Origin of the sequence: Xanthomonas translucens pv. undulosa (assembly GCF_017301775.1) — a bacterium.
GTDB classification, from domain to species: Bacteria; Pseudomonadota; Gammaproteobacteria; order Xanthomonadales; family Xanthomonadaceae; genus Xanthomonas_A; species Xanthomonas_A translucens.
The window spans coordinates 2,678,268-2,696,399 of record NZ_CP063993.1; the positions used below are offsets into that span (position 1 = coordinate 2,678,268).

The 18,132-nt window shown below is 66.5% G+C and carries 16 protein-coding genes and 1 pseudogene; 7 read left to right on the forward strand and 10 right to left on the reverse strand.

All coding sequences use genetic code 11. From position 1 onward, the window contains the following. Nucleotides 1–47: 47 nt before the first annotated feature. Nucleotides 48–740 carry an ABC transporter ATP-binding protein gene (locus tag ISN38_RS11255; RefSeq protein ID WP_058364722.1) on the reverse strand — a complete coding sequence of 231 codons (693 nt, stop codon included), beginning with the start codon at nucleotides 738–740 and terminating at the stop codon, nucleotides 48–50. A gap of 149 nt (nucleotides 741–889) precedes the next feature. On the opposite strand from ISN38_RS11255, the gene ISN38_RS11260 reads away from it, so the two are divergent. The 3 genes and pseudogenes from ISN38_RS11260 to ISN38_RS11270 all read left to right on the forward strand — a co-directional run. After that, nucleotides 890–1,183, forward strand: a complete 294-nt coding sequence (locus ISN38_RS11260) for a transposase (protein WP_038237253.1) — start codon at nucleotides 890–892, stop codon at nucleotides 1,181–1,183. Next, on the forward strand, nucleotides 1,180–2,040 hold the full coding sequence (locus ISN38_RS11265; protein WP_206711805.1) for an IS3 family transposase: 861 nt from the start codon (nucleotides 1,180–1,182) through the stop codon (nucleotides 2,038–2,040). The genes ISN38_RS11260 and ISN38_RS11265 overlap by 4 nt, the downstream gene beginning before the upstream one ends. Then, nucleotides 2,001–2,465 (forward strand): annotated as a pseudogene (locus tag ISN38_RS11270) (LuxR C-terminal-related transcriptional regulator); the annotation flags it as partial. The gene ISN38_RS11265 and the pseudogene ISN38_RS11270, both read left to right, overlap by 40 nt. Before the next feature lie 388 nt (nucleotides 2,466–2,853). Here ISN38_RS11270 and ISN38_RS11275 read toward each other — a convergent pair. The 9 genes from ISN38_RS11275 to ISN38_RS11315 all read right to left on the reverse strand — a co-directional run bounded on the left by ISN38_RS11275 (nucleotide 2,854) and on the right by ISN38_RS11315 (nucleotide 11,858). Then, entirely contained in the window at nucleotides 2,854–3,438 is a 585-nt protein-coding gene (locus ISN38_RS11275) for a cytochrome b (RefSeq protein ID WP_003470724.1), read from the reverse strand. Next, complete coding sequence (locus ISN38_RS11280) at nucleotides 3,435–4,544, reverse strand: catalase family peroxidase (protein WP_206711806.1); 1,110 nt, start codon at nucleotides 4,542–4,544, stop codon at nucleotides 3,435–3,437. The genes ISN38_RS11275 and ISN38_RS11280 overlap by 4 nt, the downstream gene beginning before the upstream one ends. 800 nt (nucleotides 4,545–5,344) lie before the next feature. Further along, on the reverse strand, nucleotides 5,345–6,715 hold the full coding sequence (locus ISN38_RS11285) for a leucyl aminopeptidase family protein (protein ID WP_058363453.1): 1,371 nt from the start codon (nucleotides 6,713–6,715) through the stop codon (nucleotides 5,345–5,347). 73 nt (nucleotides 6,716–6,788) lie between these two features. Next, nucleotides 6,789–7,505 (reverse strand): HAD family hydrolase, encoded by a 717-nt coding sequence (locus ISN38_RS11290; RefSeq protein WP_003470729.1) that lies wholly within the window; start codon nucleotides 7,503–7,505, stop codon nucleotides 6,789–6,791. A gap of 111 nt (nucleotides 7,506–7,616) precedes the next feature. Beyond that, nucleotides 7,617–8,738 carry an AI-2E family transporter gene (locus tag ISN38_RS11295; protein WP_038238859.1) on the reverse strand — a complete coding sequence of 374 codons (1,122 nt, stop codon included), beginning with the start codon at nucleotides 8,736–8,738 and terminating at the stop codon, nucleotides 7,617–7,619. Nucleotides 8,739–8,874: 136 nt separating this feature from the next. Next, nucleotides 8,875–9,330 carry a hypothetical protein gene (locus ISN38_RS11300; protein WP_003476551.1) on the reverse strand — a complete coding sequence of 152 codons (456 nt, stop codon included), beginning with the start codon at nucleotides 9,328–9,330 and terminating at the stop codon, nucleotides 8,875–8,877. After that, nucleotides 9,327–9,815 (reverse strand): phage holin family protein, encoded by a 489-nt coding sequence (locus ISN38_RS11305; protein WP_206711807.1) that lies wholly within the window; start codon nucleotides 9,813–9,815, stop codon nucleotides 9,327–9,329. The genes ISN38_RS11300 and ISN38_RS11305 overlap by 4 nt, the downstream gene beginning before the upstream one ends. A gap of 5 nt (nucleotides 9,816–9,820) precedes the next feature. Further along, on the reverse strand, nucleotides 9,821–10,189 hold the full coding sequence (locus ISN38_RS11310; protein WP_003470737.1) for a hypothetical protein: 369 nt from the start codon (nucleotides 10,187–10,189) through the stop codon (nucleotides 9,821–9,823). A gap of 232 nt (nucleotides 10,190–10,421) precedes the next feature. After that, nucleotides 10,422–11,858, reverse strand: a complete 1,437-nt coding sequence (locus tag ISN38_RS11315; protein ID WP_206711808.1) for a Do family serine endopeptidase — start codon at nucleotides 11,856–11,858, stop codon at nucleotides 10,422–10,424. A gap of 476 nt (nucleotides 11,859–12,334) precedes the next feature. On the opposite strand from ISN38_RS11315, the gene ISN38_RS11320 reads away from it, so the two are divergent. The 4 genes from ISN38_RS11320 (at nucleotide 12,335) to ISN38_RS11335 (ending at nucleotide 17,894) form a co-directional block, all read left to right on the forward strand. Then, the gene (locus tag ISN38_RS11320; protein ID WP_003470740.1) at nucleotides 12,335–14,488 is read left to right on the forward strand and encodes an adenosylcobalamin-dependent ribonucleoside-diphosphate reductase; all 2,154 of its coding nucleotides are present in this window, start codon (nucleotides 12,335–12,337) and stop codon (nucleotides 14,486–14,488) included. A 194-nt stretch (nucleotides 14,489–14,682) separates the two neighbouring features. Beyond that, nucleotides 14,683–15,339: a hypothetical protein gene (locus ISN38_RS11325; RefSeq protein ID WP_058361518.1), complete on the forward strand. Its 657-nt coding sequence runs from the start codon at nucleotides 14,683–14,685 to the stop codon at nucleotides 15,337–15,339. A 94-nt stretch (nucleotides 15,340–15,433) separates the two neighbouring features. Then, a complete protein-coding gene (locus tag ISN38_RS11330; RefSeq protein ID WP_047325425.1) occupies nucleotides 15,434–16,273 on the forward strand; it encodes a TSCPD domain-containing protein in 840 nt (279 codons plus the stop codon). Between the two features lie 25 nt (nucleotides 16,274–16,298). Next, entirely contained in the window at nucleotides 16,299–17,894 is a 1,596-nt protein-coding gene (locus ISN38_RS11335; protein ID WP_206711809.1) for a DUF6119 family protein, read from the forward strand. Nucleotides 17,895–18,132 lie beyond the last annotated feature (238 nt).

The window sequence follows — 18,132 nt, forward strand, 5'->3', positions numbered from 1 at the left end:
GGGACGGGATGCCTGGGCGCGGATGTCGCGCGGCGGCAGCGGCCGGTTCAATGCGCCACGAGCGGCGCGTCGGCCAGCTCGCCCTTGTCCAGGTGCACGGTGTGGCTGGCGTACTCGGCGGCTTTGGGGTCGTGGGTGACCATGATGATGGTCTTGCCGTGTTCGCGGTTGAGTTGCTGCAGCAGGTGCAGGATCTCCTCGGCGGCGGTGCGGTCCAGGTCGCCGGTGGGTTCGTCGCAGATCAGGAAAGTGGGGTCGGAGACGATGGCGCGGGCGATCGCCACGCGCTGCTGCTGGCCGCCGGACAGTTCGTTGGGGCGGTGGCTGCGCCGGTCGGCCAGGTTGACCAGGGTCAGCGCGATCTCGGCGTTGCGCTTGCGCTGGGTGGCGTTGAGGTTGGTCAGCAGCAGCGGCAATTCCACGTTCTTCTGTGCGGTGAGCATGGGCATGAGGTTGTAGAACTGGAACACGAAGCCGACGAGCTGGCTGCGCCAGGTGGAGAGCTGGCCGCCGCTCATGCGGTCGATGCGTTCGCCTTCGATCTCGATCTCGCCGCCGCTGGGGGTATCCAGGCCGCCGATCAGGTTGAGCAGGGTGGTCTTGCCGGAGCCGGAGGGTCCCATCAGGGCGACGAAGTCGCCGCGTGCGATGTCCAGATCGATGCCGTGCAGGACTTGTACGTTCTCGGGTCCGCGCTGGTAGGTCTTGGTGACGTTGCGCAGTTTGACGAGGGTGGACATGGTGGTGTTCCTGGCAGTGGACGGGTAGTGGATGTACCGATTGCGGTAAGGCGGTTCGCGAATGCTTGTGTCAGTTGCAGTTGCTTTGAACCTGTCCCACTGAAACGGACGCCAGGAAGCGATACTTTCACCGCAACCTGGAGGTTTCCATGCAACGCATTACCCGTCGTCGCTACACGGACGATTTCAAGGCCCAGGCGACCGCCTTGGCGGAGTCGGTTGGTCGCGCCAAGGCGGCCCGTCAGTTGGACATGTCGGTCAAGACGTTGGGCAATTGGGTGGACGCTGCGCGTGCCGGCCGCCCGTGCAGTTCTCCCAGCCGCAAGCCGGTGAGTGAGATGGAGAGCGAGCTGGCTCAGCTACGGGCCGAGAACGCCACGCTCAAAATGGAGCGCGAAATCCTAAAAAAAGCGACGGCGTTCTTCGCCAGGGAGTCCAAGTGAGGTACGCCTTCGTCGCGCGTGAGCGGACTCACTATCCGATCCGGATGTTGTGCCGCGTGCTGGCGGTGTCGGTCTCCGGCTTCCATGGGTACCTGCACCGCCGCGATCGCCCGGACCCGGAGGCGGCCCTGCGCGCCGACCTGCGCACGCTCCACGCCGGCAGCCGTGGCACCTACGGACGCCCGCGCATGGTCCGTGCGCTGCGCGCATGCGCGCACGCCGTGGGCCACACGCGCGTGGCCCGGCTGATGCGGGAGGAGGGGCTGCGTGGCAAGACCAAGGGGCGCTTCACGCCGCGCACGACGGACAGTCGGCATGGCCGGCCGGTGGCCGAAAACCGTCTGGATCGTCAGTTCGCTGTGGACAGCACGGTGCCGGCCTGGGCCGGTGACATCACCTACGCCCCGACCCGCGAGGGCTGGTTGTATCTGGCCACCGTGCTCGATCTGCGGACTCGGCAGGTGCTCGGCTACAGCCTGTCCGAGCGGATGCCCGACGATCTGGTACGGCAAGCGTTCCTCAATGCCTGGTCGGCCTCGCCGGTCGGTGCCGGCGTGCTGTTCCACTCCGACCGCGGCAGCCAGTACGCAAGCGGCGACTTCGGCAAGACGCTGGCCGCGCACGGCTTCGTGCCGAGCATGAGCCGCAAGGGCAACTGCTGGGACAACGCCGTCGCCGAGAGCTTCTTCGCCACGCTCAAGAACGAAGAGGCCACCGGCGTCTACGAGACCCGGGCCGCTGCCCACGCCGCCATCGCCAGCTACATCCATGGCTTCTACAATCCCACGCGCTTGCACTCGGCGCTTGGATACCTGTCCCCCAACGACTATGCCAAGACACTGAAGCAAGCCGCTTAACCCCCTGCTTCTTGGCGTCCGTTCTCAGGGGGCAGGTTCAATTGCCGATCCGCGTGGTCATCGTCACCACCTTCGCCCGTCCCGGCTTCCTGCGCCGCGCGCTGGACGCCGGCGTCGGCGGTTATCTGTTGAAGGACGCGCCGCCCGCGCGCCTGGTCGATGCGATCCGCCAGGTGCACCGCGGCGGCCGCGCCATCGATCCGGAGCTGGCGCTGGAAGCCTGGTCCGAAGCCGACCCGCTCAACGACCGCGAGCGCCAGGTGCTGCGCCTGGCCGGCGAGGGCGCCTCGGCCGGCGACATCGCCGTGCAACTCGGGCTGTCGCACGGCACCGTGTGCAATTATCTGTCCGAAGCGATCGGCAAGCTCGGCGTCGGCAACCGCATCGAGGCGGCGCGATTGGCACGGCAGAAGGGCTGGCTGTAGCGCTGCCGAAAACGCGAATGCTGGCGGACGCTTGCCACCGGCATTCGTTTGAAGCCAGGCCCATCCAGCGCATCGCGCCGGACGCAGTGGCGGATCAGGACGACCCGGTGAAACTCAGCGCGCCGCTGCGCGGTTCGCCCAGGCGCCAGCGGCACCGCCGCCCGCTCTCGTAGGAGCGGCTTCAGCCGCGACAGGAACCGAACTTCGCCAAGCAATCCGCCGCCGCCGAAGCCCTTCCTGCAAGCGGCACTCGACCCGCATGCCACCCGCCTGTTTGTGGGAGCGACTTCAGTCGCGACGGGCGTTACCGACCCCGCCCATCGCGACCGATGCGCCAAGTCCACCTAACCTCGTTCCGGTTGCCTGCACACAGCACAGAACACCCCCTTCAGCGCTGTTCTCGCGGGGTTGCCTGGTCCACCACCACCGGCGCCGCCCCACCCCGCGCCATGCTCGAAAACACCCCGTCGCGGCGCACCCAGGCATGGAACAGCGCCGCGCACAGATGCGCCAGCACCGTGGCGAACAGCACATATGCGAGCCAGCCATGCGCGCTGCGCAGCCAGGCGTACAGCGCCGGGCTGTGCGGCGCGATCGGCGGCAACTGTGCGCCTGGCCACAACACGATCGGATAACCGCCGGCCGACAGCATCGACCAGCCGAGCAGCGGCATCGCCAGCATCAGCGCGTACAACAGCCAGTGCGAGGCCAGCGCCGCCGTCTTCTGCCACCACGGCAGGTCGCCCGGCAGCGGCGGCGGCCGCTGGCGCAGGCGGTTGCCCAGGCGCACGATCGCCAATAGCAAGATGGCGATGCCCAACGGGCGATGCAGCTCCAGCAGCCACGGCCGCTGCGACACCGAGGCGACCATGCCCACGCCGACGAACAGCATGGTCAGGAGCATTGCCGCCATCAGCCAGTGCAGCAGGCGCGCGGTCAGGTTGAAATGCCCGGAGGCGTTGGCGCGGCTCATTGCGCACCCCCGTGCGCCTGGCCGGTCGCCTCCGGTGCCTGGCCGCGTGCGATCTCGCGCTCGCGGCGGTTGAACGAATGCGAGTACACCGCCGAGCGCGCGGCCAGGATCGGATCGTCGGAACCGGCGATGCCGCGCGGCAGGATCAGCGGGTCGTAGTTGAGGTCGCGGCACGGGCCGGTGGCCTGCGGCTCGGCGTGATCCAGTACCAGGGTGCCGGCGACGACCTGTTGCCGGTCCTGCGGCCAGGGCTGCGAGGAATCGTTCACCGGGTCGCCGGGCGCGGCCACGGTCAGCACCAGGTCCCAGCGCAGCGGGCCTTGCGCGAGCCGTGCTTGCAGGTCCTCGCCGAGGAAGTCGGCATCGGCCTGCGCGCGCTGCGCGGCCGACAGTTCCTTGAACGCGGTCTGCGGCCGCATCGACCAGCGCACGAAGCGGCTGCTGCCGTCGGCGCCGATGAAGCGGAAGCTGTTGACCCCGTTGTACTGGGTGTTGGCCCAGCTGTCTGACCATGGCGCGGTCTTGGCCCACTCCTGGAATTTCTTCGCCTCCGGATAGCGTTGCGCGAACGCGGCCAGCTTCGCCGGATCCGGCTTGCCGGTGGCCGGGTCCGGCTGCGCGGCCAGGGTCTGCGCCATGAAGCCTTCCGGCGTGGCCACCACGAAGAACGGAAAGCTGTTCATCGCCGTACGCCACTGCTGGCCGTCGTCGCTGCGTAGCAGCAGCGCCATGCTGCGCACCCGCGCCGTGGCGTCGGCGCCGTGTGGATCGCCGCCGCCGATCGACATGCGCCCCAGCACCGGCACCGATGCCTGGGTGAACACCCGGGCCGAGGACAGCGCGCGCGCCTGGCCGTTGCCTTCGAAATGGCCGCTCACGCACATGCCCTTGCTGTGCGCGCGGCGGAAGCCCGGGTGCGGCGGGCCGCCGGCCTCGATGGCGTCGGTCATGCGCTGCGCGGTCAGCCGCTGCGGCCCGCCCAGCCAGCCCGCGCTCCAGGCGAAGGCGGCGGCGAGCAGGGCGGCGATCGCGGCGATGGCCACCAGCGGTCGCCAGGGCCGCGGGCGCGGCTGCGGGGTGGGCGGCGTGGGATCGGGATGGGACATGGGGCGACTCCTGTGGCGGCGGCGATGGGGAGTGGGACATCCGGCGCCACGTTCCATTCCCGGCGCAGGCGCTTGTTGGAGACATGCGTGGAACTGCTTCGCCGCCGGCAGCGGTTCCTTGGCGGCCGGCAGGCTGCACAATCGCGTGGGTGTCGCCGCACAAGCGGGCGGCTCGCCCAGGCCAGGGAATCATCCGCCTTGCCGTGCGTCGTGCCTGTGATTGCCGCTTCCCGAGCGCTGCCGCACGATCCCTGCCATGGACGACCTCGACGAGGCGACTCCCGGCGTACGCTAATGCCCCGGCTGTGGCGCTTCGCCCGGTCGCTGAGCGGCCCGGACCTGCAGGCGCAGGGCTCCGCGCTGCGCGGGAAGGGCTGAGCCAGCAGCAAGGCGTCGGGACTGAAGTCCCTCCCACAGTGCACCCGGCGGGCGTCCCGCAAGTCCCTGTAGGAGCGGCTTCAGCCGCGACAGCGCTTTACTGATGGTGTCTGTCGCGGCTGAAGCCGCTCCTACAGTGCACCGTGCGAGCAAGCCGCAAGCTCCTTGTGGGAGCGACTTCAGTCGCGACGAGCGAAGCGGTGGAGGTGCCGCGACCGGGCAGCGTCGGGACTGAAGTCCCTCCCACAGTGCACCCGGCGGGCGTCCCGCAAGTCCCTGTAGGAGCGGCTTCAGCCGCGACGAAGGAAGTCAGGAAGCCTGGCGGTTTCGGTTGTCTGTCCGGGCTGAAGCCCGGCGACAGGGAGCTGATGCATTCCGGCACCCTCAGCCGCGCCGCCTCGGCTACGCCACCCCGCCAAACCCTAGCCCGCGTAGCGTGCCTTCAGCATCGCGTAGGCCGAGCGCAGCGCCAGCGCTTCGCCGCCGGCGGGGCGGCCGGGGCGGTCGCTGTCGTTCCAGGCGTACACGTCCAGGTGCGCCCACGGCTGCCGCGCCGGCACGAAGCGCTCCAGGTACAGCGCCGCGGTCACCGCGCCGGCCATGCGCGAGCCGGCGTTGGCCAGGTCGGCGATGGGGCTGGTCAGATAGCGCAGGTAGGGGCGCCACAGCGGCATGCGCCACACCGGGTCGCGGCTGCGTTCGCCGGCGGCGATCCAGGCCTGCGCCAGCGCGTCGTCGTTGCAGAACAGCGCCGGCAGGTCCGGGCCCAGCGCGACCCGCGCCGCGCCGGTCAGCGTGGCGAAATCCAGGATCGCGTCCGGCGCCTGCTCGCTGGCGTAGGCCAGCGCGTCGCACAGCACCAGCCGGCCTTCAGCGTCGGTGTTGTCGATCTCCACGCTGATGCCCTGGCGGGTGGCGATGACGTCGCCGGGGCGGAACGCGTGCGGGCCGACCGCGTTCTCCACCGCCGCCAGCAGCACGGTCAGTCGCAGCGGCAGCCGTTGCGCCATCACCAGCCCGGCCAGCGCCAGCGCATGCGCCGCGCCGCCCATGTCCTTCTTCATGTGGCGCATGCCGTCGGCCGGCTTCAGGTCCAGGCCGCCGGTGTCGAAGCACACGCCCTTGCCGACCAGCGCCACGTGCGGGTGCGTGTCCTCGCCCCAGCGCAGCACGATCAGCCGCGGCGCGCGGTGCGAGGCGCGGCCGACCGCGTGGATCGCCGGGAAATGGCGACTCAGCAGGTCCTCGCCGACGATGCTTTCGCACTGCGCGCCGTGCGCTTCGGCGATCGCGCGCGCCGCGGCTTCCAGCTGTTCCGGCCCCATGTCCTCGGCCGGCGTGTTGACCCAGTCGCGCACGCGCAGGCAGGCTTGCAGCTGGTCGCATACTTCCGCGCTCGGCGTGGCCAGCAACTGCGCCGGCAAGCGCATGGGCTGCTTGTAGCGGGTAAAGCGGTAGCTGCCCAGGCCCCAGCCCAGGTGCAGGGCGGCCTGCTCCTCCTCGCTCAGCGCGCTGGCCAGTTGCCAACTGCTGCCGGCCGGCAGCGCCAGCGGTGCGTGCGCGTAGGCATAGGCATCGCCGCGGTCGCCGACGCCCAGCACCGCCGCGGCCACGCCGTCCGCGCCGGGCAGCAACAACGCGGTGCCGGGGGCGGCCACGAACTGTTGCGCATCCAGCCACGCCACCCAGGCCGGCGCCTGCGCGGCGCGCCATTCGGCCAGGCGTTCGCGGTCCAGCACATGCAGCGGCAGCGCGCGCGGGGCGGCATCGGTGAAGCCGGAAGGCAGGGACATCAGCGGGTCCTTGTGAGTCGGGCGCGGCCGGCGCGACGCGCGGCCAGGGCGAAGAGGCGGCAGCGGGCAGCGCTCACGCGCGCGCGCCGATGGCCGGCTCGGTGGCGTCCAGCCAGTCGGCCAGGCCGGTGAGGGTGGCGAAGTGCAGGTCCGGAGGGGTCGGCGGATGCCAGGCCTGCGCGTCGCGGTTGATCCAGCAGCCGCGCAGCCCGGCCCGCATCGCGCCGAGCACGTCGATCTCGATGTGGTCGCCGACGTGCAGCACCTGCGCGCAGGGCAGGCCCAGGCGCGCGCAGGCGGCGTGGAAGATGCCCGGGTCCGGCTTGGCCGCGCCGTGTTCGCGCGCGCTGAGCTGGAACGCGAAATGCGGCGCCAGGCCGATCATGGCCAGGTCGGCGTTGCCGTTGCTCAGCGCCACCACCGGCACCCGCGCGGCGATCCGCTGCAATGCCGGGATGCTGTCCGGATAGCACTCCACCTGGTTGCGCGCGGCATAGAACACCGCGAACGCCGGCTCCACCAGCGCCTCGTCGGCGCCGCTGTCGCGCAGCGCGCGGCGCAGGGTCAGGCGCCGCATCTCGCTCATGTCGTGGACCAGGTGCGGATGCGCGGCGAACACCTCATCGCGCAGCTGCCGCATCGCCGCGATCGGGAAGCGCTCGGCGGTGCGCGGACTGTGCTGCAGCAGCCAGTCGTGCAGCACCTGTTCGATGCGCGCGCCGATCGGCGCGAACGGCCACAGCGTGTCGTCCAGGTCCAGCGTGATCGCGCGAACGGGGAAGGAAGGCAAGTAAGTCACTCGCACCATTTTACGCGAACCGGCCGTAGCCACCGTCGCCCCAGGTAGACACGCGCGCCGCGCCGACCGCTTTTTCGAGTCCGCAGTCCCGAGTCCCTGCTCTCATTCCAACAATCTGGCCCAGCGCTGCATGCCTTCCACCCGCGCCAGCACCATCTTGATGCACACCAGCAGCGGCACTGCCAGCAGCAGCCCGATCATGCCCCACAGCCAGCCGAACAGCATCAGCGCCAGGATCAGCATCAGCGGCGAGATCGCCATGCGCCGGCCGAGCACGATCGGCGTCACCACCTGGCCTTCGAGCATGTGCAGCGCCAGGTACAGGATCGCCGGCAGCGCCGCGCTCAGCGGATCGCGGAACTCCACGAAGCCCATCAGCAGCATCAGGATCGCGCCGATCAGCGGCCCCACGTACGGAGCGAAGTTCAGCAACGCCACCACCGTGCCCCACAGCAGCGCTTCCTGCAGCGGAATCTTCAGCAGCACCAGGATGCCGGCCAAGATCAGCCCGACCAGGGTGTTGATGACGCTGATGGTCAGCACGTAGCGCGACACCTCGCGCTCGATCGAACGCAGGATGTCGGTGGTGAATTTCTGCTGCTGGCGATTGGGCAGCAGCGCGATCGCATGCCGCTGCAGGTTCTCGCCGAAGACCATGAAGAAGAACGTCAGCAGCACCACCGCCAGCGCCGAGGCGGCCAGCCGCGGGGTGCGCACCAGCGCCTTGTACGGATCGTCCAGCTGGGTGCGGATCACCTGCACGCGGCGGCCGTTGTCGCCGCCGGCGGCGCGCGCGAAATTCTCCGCCGCTTGGTTGGCCTGCTGCATCGGCTTGGTCAGGTCGCGCACCTGGCTGGCGATGTGGCGCATCTGCCCGGGCGCCTGCTGCACCCATTCGGCGGCCGGCCCAGACAGCTGCATGGCCAGCGTGGTCGCCACCGCCATGCCCGACAGCAGCACCAGCAGCGCGCCGAGGAAGCGCGGCACATACAGCTGCCGCAGCCCGCGCAGGATCGGGTTACCGACCAGGGCGAAGAACGCGGCCAGCAGGATCGGCAGGATCACCTCCTGCGCCGCCCACAGGGTATAGCCCACCGCCAGCGTCGCCAGCACCACCAGCGACATCGGTCCGCGCGGGCGTGGCGCGGGCGGTGGCGGGAGGGCGTCTTCGGGTGGCGGTGCCACGTCGCCGGCGTCGGCCACGGATTCGGAGAGAGTGCTCATCGGACCTGCGCTGCGTACGGTGGCCCCGGCGCGGGTCCTGCGGACACGCACCGTTCGGCGCAAAAAAGGGGGAGGCAGAGTGTAGGCCGATCCTGGCCTGCGCGGTATGAAGGCCGCGTGGCGACTGCAGCGCAGCTCAGCGTTCGGACATGTCCGTGGCCGCTTCGGCCGCGCGCGGCGCTACCTGCGGCGTTGGGTCGAACGGCGCGGCGGCCGGCGCGGAGTGCTGTCCTGGCACGCCGGCAGCGGCCGGGGCCGGCGTCTCGGCCGGGTCGACCGCGTCCTGCGCCGTATCCGCCGCGCGTTCGGCTTGGTCCGACGCTTGCTTGACCTGGGTCGCGGTCAGCAGACTGGAGACCGCGCTGAGCATCTGCAGCCAGCGCGCGCCGCCGATCTTGCCGATCGCCGCCGCCGGTTCCGCGCGTCCGGCCAGGAAGCCGGCGCCCAATCCCACCGCGACGATGCGCAGCGGCGTCCAGCCTTCGCGCCAGACCCGTTGCAGCGTGGTCCATTGCGTCTGCATCTGCTGCTGGCGGCCTTCCAGCACCGTTTCGGCGCGGGCGATGCGGTGCTGCAATTGCTGGAGTTTCATCGGCCGGTCTCGGCTGCCGCGGCGGCGTGGCCGTCGGCGTTGTCATCATCCTCGCCGCCGATCCCCAGCTTCGCCAACTGGCGGCGGGTGGCGTCGAGCTTGCTCATCTCGAAATGGCGCAGCGCCTGCCAGGCGCCCAGGGCGGTGACCACCAGGCTGAACGCGGCGGTCGCCGAGATCGACGCCAGCCACGACCAGCCCAGACGCTGCAGCACCGCGATCAACGCGCCCATCAGCAGCATCCACGCCGAAGCGCCGAATGCCACCGAGACGGTCAACCACACCAGCGCGCGGGCCATCGCCGCGCGCGCCAGCGCCAGGTCCGCCACCAGCAGCTTGCGCAGCGCGCGGCCGGCTTCCAGCGTGGCGTTCAGGCCCTCGCGGCCGGCCGTGCCGAATTCGCGGAACGAGGTTTCCAGCGACGGCCGCTCGGCCACCGCCGGGTCGGGCGCTGCGGCGCCGTCGCGGACCTGCTCGTCGCTCACGTCGCTTACTTGTCGCTGCTGCGCGCCAGCTTGGCGATGATCCAGCCGGTGGCGAAGGCCACGCCGAACGAGGCCAGCGGGCGCTCGCGGATCAGCTCGGCGGCGCTGTCGATCAGGTCGCGGCCCTTGTCCAGCAGCACATCGACCTGCTCCTTCGCCGCGGCACCGCCGAACTCGGCAGCGGCCAGGCCGGACAGCGCGCTATCGGACAGCTCGGCTTTGACATTGGCCTTGCCCAGCTTCAGCTCGTCGCCTGCCGCGCCGGCGGCGCCCTTGATCGCTTCGCCGGCGTAGCTGGCGGCCGACTTCAGGTGCGAACTGGCTTCGCTGAGGTTGTCCTTGAGGTTTTCGGTATTGGTGGGGCTGGCATTCATCGCGTATCTCCTGACGGGGGTGGGGGCATACCTGCGCGCGGCAGGCGGTTCGCGGATCGCGATCGAGACAAATAGCATCGACGCGGTGTAGAGCTTGTTAGGTTGGCGCTGCGCGTGTGCCTCCTGGCCGACCGGCATTCATTTGCTTCCTGTAGGAGCGGCTTCATCCGCGACAGAACGACGCCGCAAGCCTGACCGGCCGCGCCATCCATCGGTGCCGCGCCGCCCCACCTCATTGCATCAACAAATCCGCCTGCGCCCCGCCCCGCACCACGCGCAGCACCAGCTGCGCCGGCTTGCGCGCGAAGTTGGCGCGGAAGCTGGCCAAGTCGGCGAATTCGCCGGTGGAGGCGGCCATCACGATGTCCCCGTTGGCCAGGCCGTTGCGCGCCGCACGGCTGCCGCGCGCCACGCTGCCGACCAGCACCCCGCTGATGCCGGACTGGCGCAGCGACTCGGGCAGGTCGGTGAAGCTGGCGCCGCCCAGCCGCGGGTCCAGCGATTCGCCGCTCACCGCGCGCGGCTGCTCCTTCAGCGTGGCCTTGATCTGCAGCGGCTTGCCGTCGCGGCGCACGTCCAGCGTCACCGTGCTGCCCACCGGCTGCAGGCCTTCGTAGTTGTGCAACGCCTCGGCGCTGTCCAGGCGCTCGCCGTTGGCGCCGACCACCACGTCGCCGGGCTGCAGCCCCGCGCCGGCCGCCGCCGAACCGCTCAGCACCCGCGTCACCAGCGCGCCGCGCGGCGCGTCCAGGCCCAGGCCCTGCGCCATCTGCGCGGTCAGGTTCTGGGTCTCGACGCCAAAGGTGCCGCGGATCATCACCCCGTTGTTCTTCAGCAACTGCTCGACCACCGCCCGCGCCAGGTTCGACGGAATCGCCAGGCCCAGGCCGATGTTGCCGGCCATGCTGCCCTGCGGGTTGAAGCTGGCGGTGTTGATGCCGACCAGCTCGCCATGCAGATCGACCAGCGCGCCGCCGGAGTTGCCCGGGTTGATCGAGGCGTCGGTCTGGATGAAGTTCTGGTAGCCCAGGCCGCGGATGCCGTTGCGGCCCATCGCCGAGACGATGCCCGAGGTCACCGTCTGGGTGAAGCCGAACGGGTTGCCGATCGCCACCACGAAATCGCCCACGCGCAGCTTGCTGCTGTCGCCCAGGCGGATCTCGGTGAGCTTGTCGGCCTTGATCCGGATCAGCGCCACGTCGGTGTCCGCGTCCGAGCCCATGAACTCGGCCTTGAAGCTGCGTCCGTCGGCCAGGGTCACCTGCACGTCGTCGGCGTTCTCCACCACGTGGTGGTTGGTCAGTACATAGCCGTTCTTGGCGTCGATGATCACGCCCGACCCCAGCGACTCGTTGATCCGCTCCTGCGGGATGTCCGGGAACAGGCGGCGGAAGAACGGGTCGTTGAAGTACGGATTGCGCACCCGCACCACCTGCTTGGTGTTGATGCTGACCACCGCCGGCATGGTCTGCTGCAGCATCGGCGCCAGCGACGGCAGCGGCTGGCCGGTGACCGAGGCCGGCAAGGCGGCGCTGCCGGCCACGGTCTGCGCCACCGGCGCGGGCGCGGCCTCGGCGCGGTTGTCCAGGTGCGCGTTGATCGCGGTGGCGGTGAAACCGCCGAAGGCAGCGGCGGCGGTCAGGGTCAGCAGCGTGGGCAGCGGTCGCATGGGTCGGGTTTCCGGATGGCGCGGCGGGAGACGCAAGACAGATGGGCGCCGGGGCGCATAAATCAAGATGAACGCGCGGCATTTAACCGCCAGTGAAAGCGCGGCGCGGGCGACATCCGCAGCGGCGTACGGAGCCGCCGTACGCCGCCGTTTGGGCGTTGACAGCAGGCCCGCCCAGGGTTAGCGTGGACACTTCGTTTTGCCACTACATGTAGCGGTAAAACGTCAAAGCAACCCAACTACTGGGGTTTTCGCTGGGGTCCACGCCCTAGGGGGGCGCACGCAGTGACGCATGGCGTGAACGTGAGACGGGCGATCGAACGCCCTATGCATTCCCATTCGACCGAAGGGCGGCGCCGCGCGCGCTGCCGCGGCTGTCGTCGTCGCGCAGCGCAAACCGCATACACAGATAGAGACACGGCGGACGGTCCACCCCATCCGCCCCATCGGGACAGGTTCGAGGAGAACAGAAAAGAATGAGCACGGTGCGCCTGGACGTCGTCCAGACCGAGTCCAAGCAGACCCCCATCCCGATGCAGCCGGCGTCGCAGGATATCTGGGACAAGAAATACCGCCTGAAGACCAAGCAGGGCGAGCCGCTGGATGCCGACATCGACGGCACCTACCAGCGCGTGGCGCGCGCGCTGGCCGATGCCGAAGCCACCGAGGAAAAGCGCGCCTACTGGTTCGAGCGCTTCGCCTGGGCGCTGCGCCGCGGCGCGATCCCGGCCGGACGCATCACCTCCAACGCCGGCGCGCTGGAACACAAGCCGGCCACCAGCACCATCAACTGCACCGTGTCGGGCACCGTCACCGACTCGATGGACGGCATCCTGGAGAAGGTCCACGAAGCCGGCCTGACCCTCAAGGCCGGCTGCGGCATCGGCTACGAATTCAGCACGCTGCGCCCGCGCGGCGCGTTCGTGGCCGGCGCCGGCGCCTACACCTCCGGGCCGATGTCGTTCATGGATATCTTCGACAAGATGTGCTTCACCGTGTCCTCGGCCGGCGGCCGCCGCGGCGCGCAGATGGGCACCTTCGACGTGGCGCACCCGGACGTGAAGGATTTCATCCGCGCCAAGCGCGAGGACGGACGCCTGCGCCAGTTCAACCTGTCGCTGCTGATCACCGACGGCTTCATGCAGGCGGTGGAGACCGACGCCGACTGGCCGCTGGTGTTCCCGGTGAATCGCAACGAAGAGGCCGACATCGACCTCACCAGCGCCACCGACGTGGTCTGGCGCGACTGGCCCACCCACAGCAACTACATCGTGCGCGACGACGGCCTGGTCGCATGCAAGGTGTACGGGCAGATCCGCGCCCGCCACCTGTGGGACATGATCATGGTCTCCACCTACGACTACGCCGAGCCGGGCTTCATCCTGATCGACCGCGTCAACGAGATGAACAACAACTGGTGGTGCGAGAACATCCGCGCTACGAATCCTTGTGGCGAGCAACCACTTCCGCCGTACGGCGCATGCCTGCTCGGCTCGATCAACCTCACCCACTTCGTGCGCGACCCGTTCACCGCGCAGGCGCGCTTCGATTGGGAGGAATACAAGGACGTGGTGCGCGTGTTCACCCGCATGCTCGACAACGTGGTCGAGGTCAACGGCCTGCCGCTGCAGCAGCAGCGCGACGAGATCCTGCGCAAGCGCCGCCACGGCATGGGCTTCCTGGGCCTGGGCTCGACCATGACCATGCTGCAGATGAAGTACGGCAGCGCCGCCTCCTGCGCATTCACCGAAGCCATCGCCCGCGAGATGGCCGTGGCCGGCTGGGAAACCGCGCTGACCCTGGCCAAGGAAAAAGGCCCGGCGCCGATCATGCGGGAGAGCTTCGCCGTCACCGCCGCGATGCTGCGCCAGCGCCCGGAAATGGCCAAAGACGGCTGGCGCGTGGGCCAGCAGATCGAAGGCAGGCTGCTGCACGCCAAGTACAGCCGCTACATGCAGCGCATCGCCGACGTGGCGCCGGAACTGGTGGACGCACTGGCCGAAGTGGGCGCGCGCTTCACCCACCACAGCTCCATCGCCCCCACCGGCACCATCTCGCTGAGCCTGGCCAACAACGCCTCCAACGGCATCGAACCCAGCTTCGCCCACCACTACAGCCGCAACGTGATCCGCGAAGGCAAGAAGTCCAAGGAGAAGGTGGACGTGTTCTCCTTCGAACTGCTGGCCTACCGCCACCTGGTCAACGCCAAGGCGATGCCGTACGCCGAGGCCGCCGACGCGCAGCTGCCGGACTACTTCATCTCCGCCGACGACATCCACCCCAAGGAACACGTGGACGTGCAGGCCGCCGCGCAGAAGTGGGTGGACAGCTCCATCTCCAAGACCGCCAACGTCCCCACCGACTACCCCTACGCGCAGTTCAAGGACATCTACCGCTACGCCCACCAGCAGGGCTTGAAGGGCTGCACCACGTTCCGCTTCAACCCGGCCGCCTTCCAGGGCGTGCTGGTCAAGGAAGCGGACCTGGAGAACACCACCTACCGCTTCGAACTGGAAGACGGCAGCGTGGTGGACGTGAAGGGTAACGAGCAGATCGAATACGACGGCGAAATGCACAGTGCCGCCAACCTGTTCGACGCGCTGAAAGAAGGGTATTACGGCAAGTTCTGACGGCGGCGTGTTGCGCCCTCCGCAGCGGTGGGGGGACAGGGCGGCGGCGGGAAAACAGGGAGCGCGGCACGCCGTGCTTCCCCAACGTTCGCCTACCGCCTGTCGTTTGTCGCCACATCCGGTTCCACGCTTTGCTTCAATCGGTATAGCATCGCCCGCGTACATAAACACTGACACCCTGAGGAGGGTTTTTTATGAGCAACGGTAATGGTGTGACGGCGACGCTGACGCAAGTCGCCGAAAACGTGAAAGAGACCGCCAGCCACATGGGCGACGCGATCGCTGCCACCGCCAGCGACGCCGTCGCCAGCGTCAAGCAGACCGCCGAGAACGTGCAAAAGCGCGTGCAGGACCAGGTCACCAAGACCCGCAAGGTGGTCAAGAAGGCCGAAAAGGCCGTGGCCAAGCGCGCGGAGAAGGCCGGCAAGTCGGTGAAGAAGACCGTCGCCAACGCGCGCAAGAAACTGGAAGCGGCCAAGGTCAGCGCCCAGTCCGAAGCCGCCGCGCTGAAGAAGGCCACCAAGAAGACCGCCAAGAAGGCGGCAGCGAAGAAGGCCCCGGCCAAGAAAGCCGCCGCCAAGAAGACCGCGACCAAGAAAGCCGCAGTGAAGAAGGCGCCGGCCAAGAAGGCCGCACCGAAGAAGGCGGTCAAGAAGGTCGCCGCGAAGAAGGCCGTGGCCAAGAAGAGCGTCGGCGCCAGGAAGGCCGTCGCCAAGAAGGCAGTGAAGAAGGTCGCCAATGCCGTCAAGAAGAGCACCGCCAAGGTCGCCAAGAAGACCGCTGCGGTGAAGAAGACCGCCGTGCGCAAGAGCGCCGGCAAGCAGGCCGCGGCCACCCGCGCCAGGAAGTAAGCCGTCCCACGCTGCACCCTCTCTCCCGTGCGCGGGAGAGGGGCAGGGCGAGGGGACGCGCGCGCCAACACGACACGCACATCAGGAACGCATCATGGCCGTCAAGATCGACAAGAAAATCAAGGGCTACGCCGTCGTCACCGCCGAAGACAAGGCGCGCGACGCCGCACCGCCGGTGCCCGCCGCGTCGATCGACCGCGCCACCGCCCAGGCCGACGTGCCGGTGGACAACATCATCCACATGCACGAGCGCATCGAGCGCCCGGACGTGCTGATCGGCAGCACCTACAAGATCAAATCGCCGTTGGTGGAACACGCCATGTACGTGACCCTCAACGACATCGTGCTCAACGCCGGCACCGAGCACGAACTGCGCCGCCCGTTCGAGATCTTCGTCAACTCCAAGTCCATGGAACACTTTCAGTGGATCGTGGCGCTGACCCGCATCATGTCCGCCGTGTTCCGCAAGGGCGGCGACGTCACCTTCCTGGTCGACGAAATGAAGGCCGTGTTCGACCCCAAGGGCGGCTACTTCAAGGCCGGCGGCGTGTACATGCCCTCGCTGGTGGCCGAACTGGGCTACATCGTCGAAGAGCACATGAAGTCCATCGGCCTGCTGCACGACCCGGAGATGAGCGACCACCAGCGCGCGCTGATCAACGAAAAGCGCAAGCAGTACGAAGACCGCTCAAAAAAAAACAGTGAAGTGAAGCCCGCTGTTCCTTCGCCTGCGGGAGAAGGTGCCCGCAGGGCGGAGGAGGGGACGGTGGTCGCGAACTCCACCGCCGACCATGAAGAAGACATCGCCGTCACCGGCGATGGCGCGAGCTTCCCGCCCTCGGCCACGATGTGCCACAAGTGCAACACCAAGGCCCTGGTCATCATGGACGGGTGTGCTACTTGTTTGAATTGTGGGTATTCTAAGTGCGGGTAATGTTGTTGGCGTATAAGGAGGTGTTATGGACGTGCCTGGGACAGGAGCGAGATTTCCCTTAAACATATTCCTTATACGGCAGGGGCATGAGCTGCAGCTCGATACTGCTAACTTCTCTAGGAGCATGGACATTGACGTCGGGGCTGAGGCTCCTGTGCGTCTCTACTACGGGCATACTTTGGGAAGACCTCCTTGGCTTATAAAACTGTCGAGATTTTCAATCTCGCCCGCATTTCAACTCCCTGAGGTGGGTTCTGTATCCGGCCTATTTCATGTGAGAATAAAAGATCGCGATTTAGTTCTCACATTTGGGCATGCTTGGCAGAAGATGCGTAGCAAACCAATAGAACCTAATTTTGGGATACGGTGTGTATTAAATTTAGCGGAAGAGAATGCATTAAGGGCGATACGGCGTGATCGGGTTGCTGATGAAACCCTTCAGGCTATTGAGCAAATTCCCGGTAGTGATGGGATTGAAAGATTTGGCCTTGATGTTGAAAAGGATATATTAAGAGGCGTTAAGGCAAGTGTTTCGGAGCAATTTGGATTTGGGGCATGGATTGCTGGAAGTGATTCATTCAAAGCGTCTGTCGATTTAAGTGCGGAAAGCATTTTTTCTTTTCTGCTACGAGTTTTGGATGTATGGGCTGCTGATAAATATAAGAAAAATTTCGACTGGATTGACAACATTTCTCCAGTGAGGGATGAGCACGACATATCTACTCTAAATACTGCCTTGGTAGAAGAGCTGCTAGAGAATCCTGATAAATTCTCTCTTTGCTCCCCAGAGTTGCTCTCTTGGGATGATTTTGATTTCTTTTCCTTTGAGAGAAAAAAGACTGGACAAGCGCCATGCGCCAATCATATGGATATATCCCATTGGCTTTCTTGTTTAAGATATAAATATGGTCAGGTGACATCAAAAGAAATATCCGAAAGCCAAATATTTGCCTATAGCGCGGATGGTATTCGGAAAGACCAATGGCCAGCACTTAGCTGCGTCAATGGCGTCTTGTTTTTAGACGCAGAGACATACCTGACGCATGCGGGGAATTGGTACCGCGTCAGCGAGGATTTTGTTGAAAGGATTGATAGACGCGTTGAAAGCATTGAAGTTTCCAATGTGCGTCTCCCTTCAGTAGAGCTAAGAGAGAAAGAGGGTGACTATAACTCGAGAGTGGCAGCGATAGAAGGTTCGCCGCTCTTGTTGATGGATAAGAAATTGATCAACTATGGAGGGGGGAGGAGTAAGCTGGAGGTTTGTGATCTTTTCACGGATGACGGTCACCTGATATGTGTAAAGCCTTGGGGAAATGCTTCCGAATCTTTAAGTCACTTATTCCTCCAGGCAAGGCACACTGTGACTTTGATTAATAATGATGAGGCTTACCGGGGGCGGGTAAAGGAATACATTGCCGGGCTTGACGCCGGTTACGCCATTATTTGGGATTGTATATGTGACGACACCAAAGACGCCGAACTGGTTTTGGCAGTTCTCCGTGGCTGTCCCAAAGAAAAGCTTCCCTTTTTTGCAAAGTTGTCACTAGTTGGATGCGTTGACGAACTGAGAAAAATGCGGTTCAAATGCACGTATATTTCAGTTCCTGTCGCGCAGCATTGACGATAATGATTTTCCAAAAAGGGGGCGAAATGCACCTATGCATTAACAAATGCTTGAGAAATGCCGCGGTCAGGGTGAACTTTTATTGGTGCCTAGCCTGAATTTCTGTCTGCAAAGCTAGTTGACGCGGGGCTTGCCAAAGAGCAAGATTGAATCGCCGCGTTAAATCACGCAGCCGGGATTGGTCTCCCGCTATCGAGGCGCACCAGCGCCCATCGTCCGATGCTCGGCGCTTTCT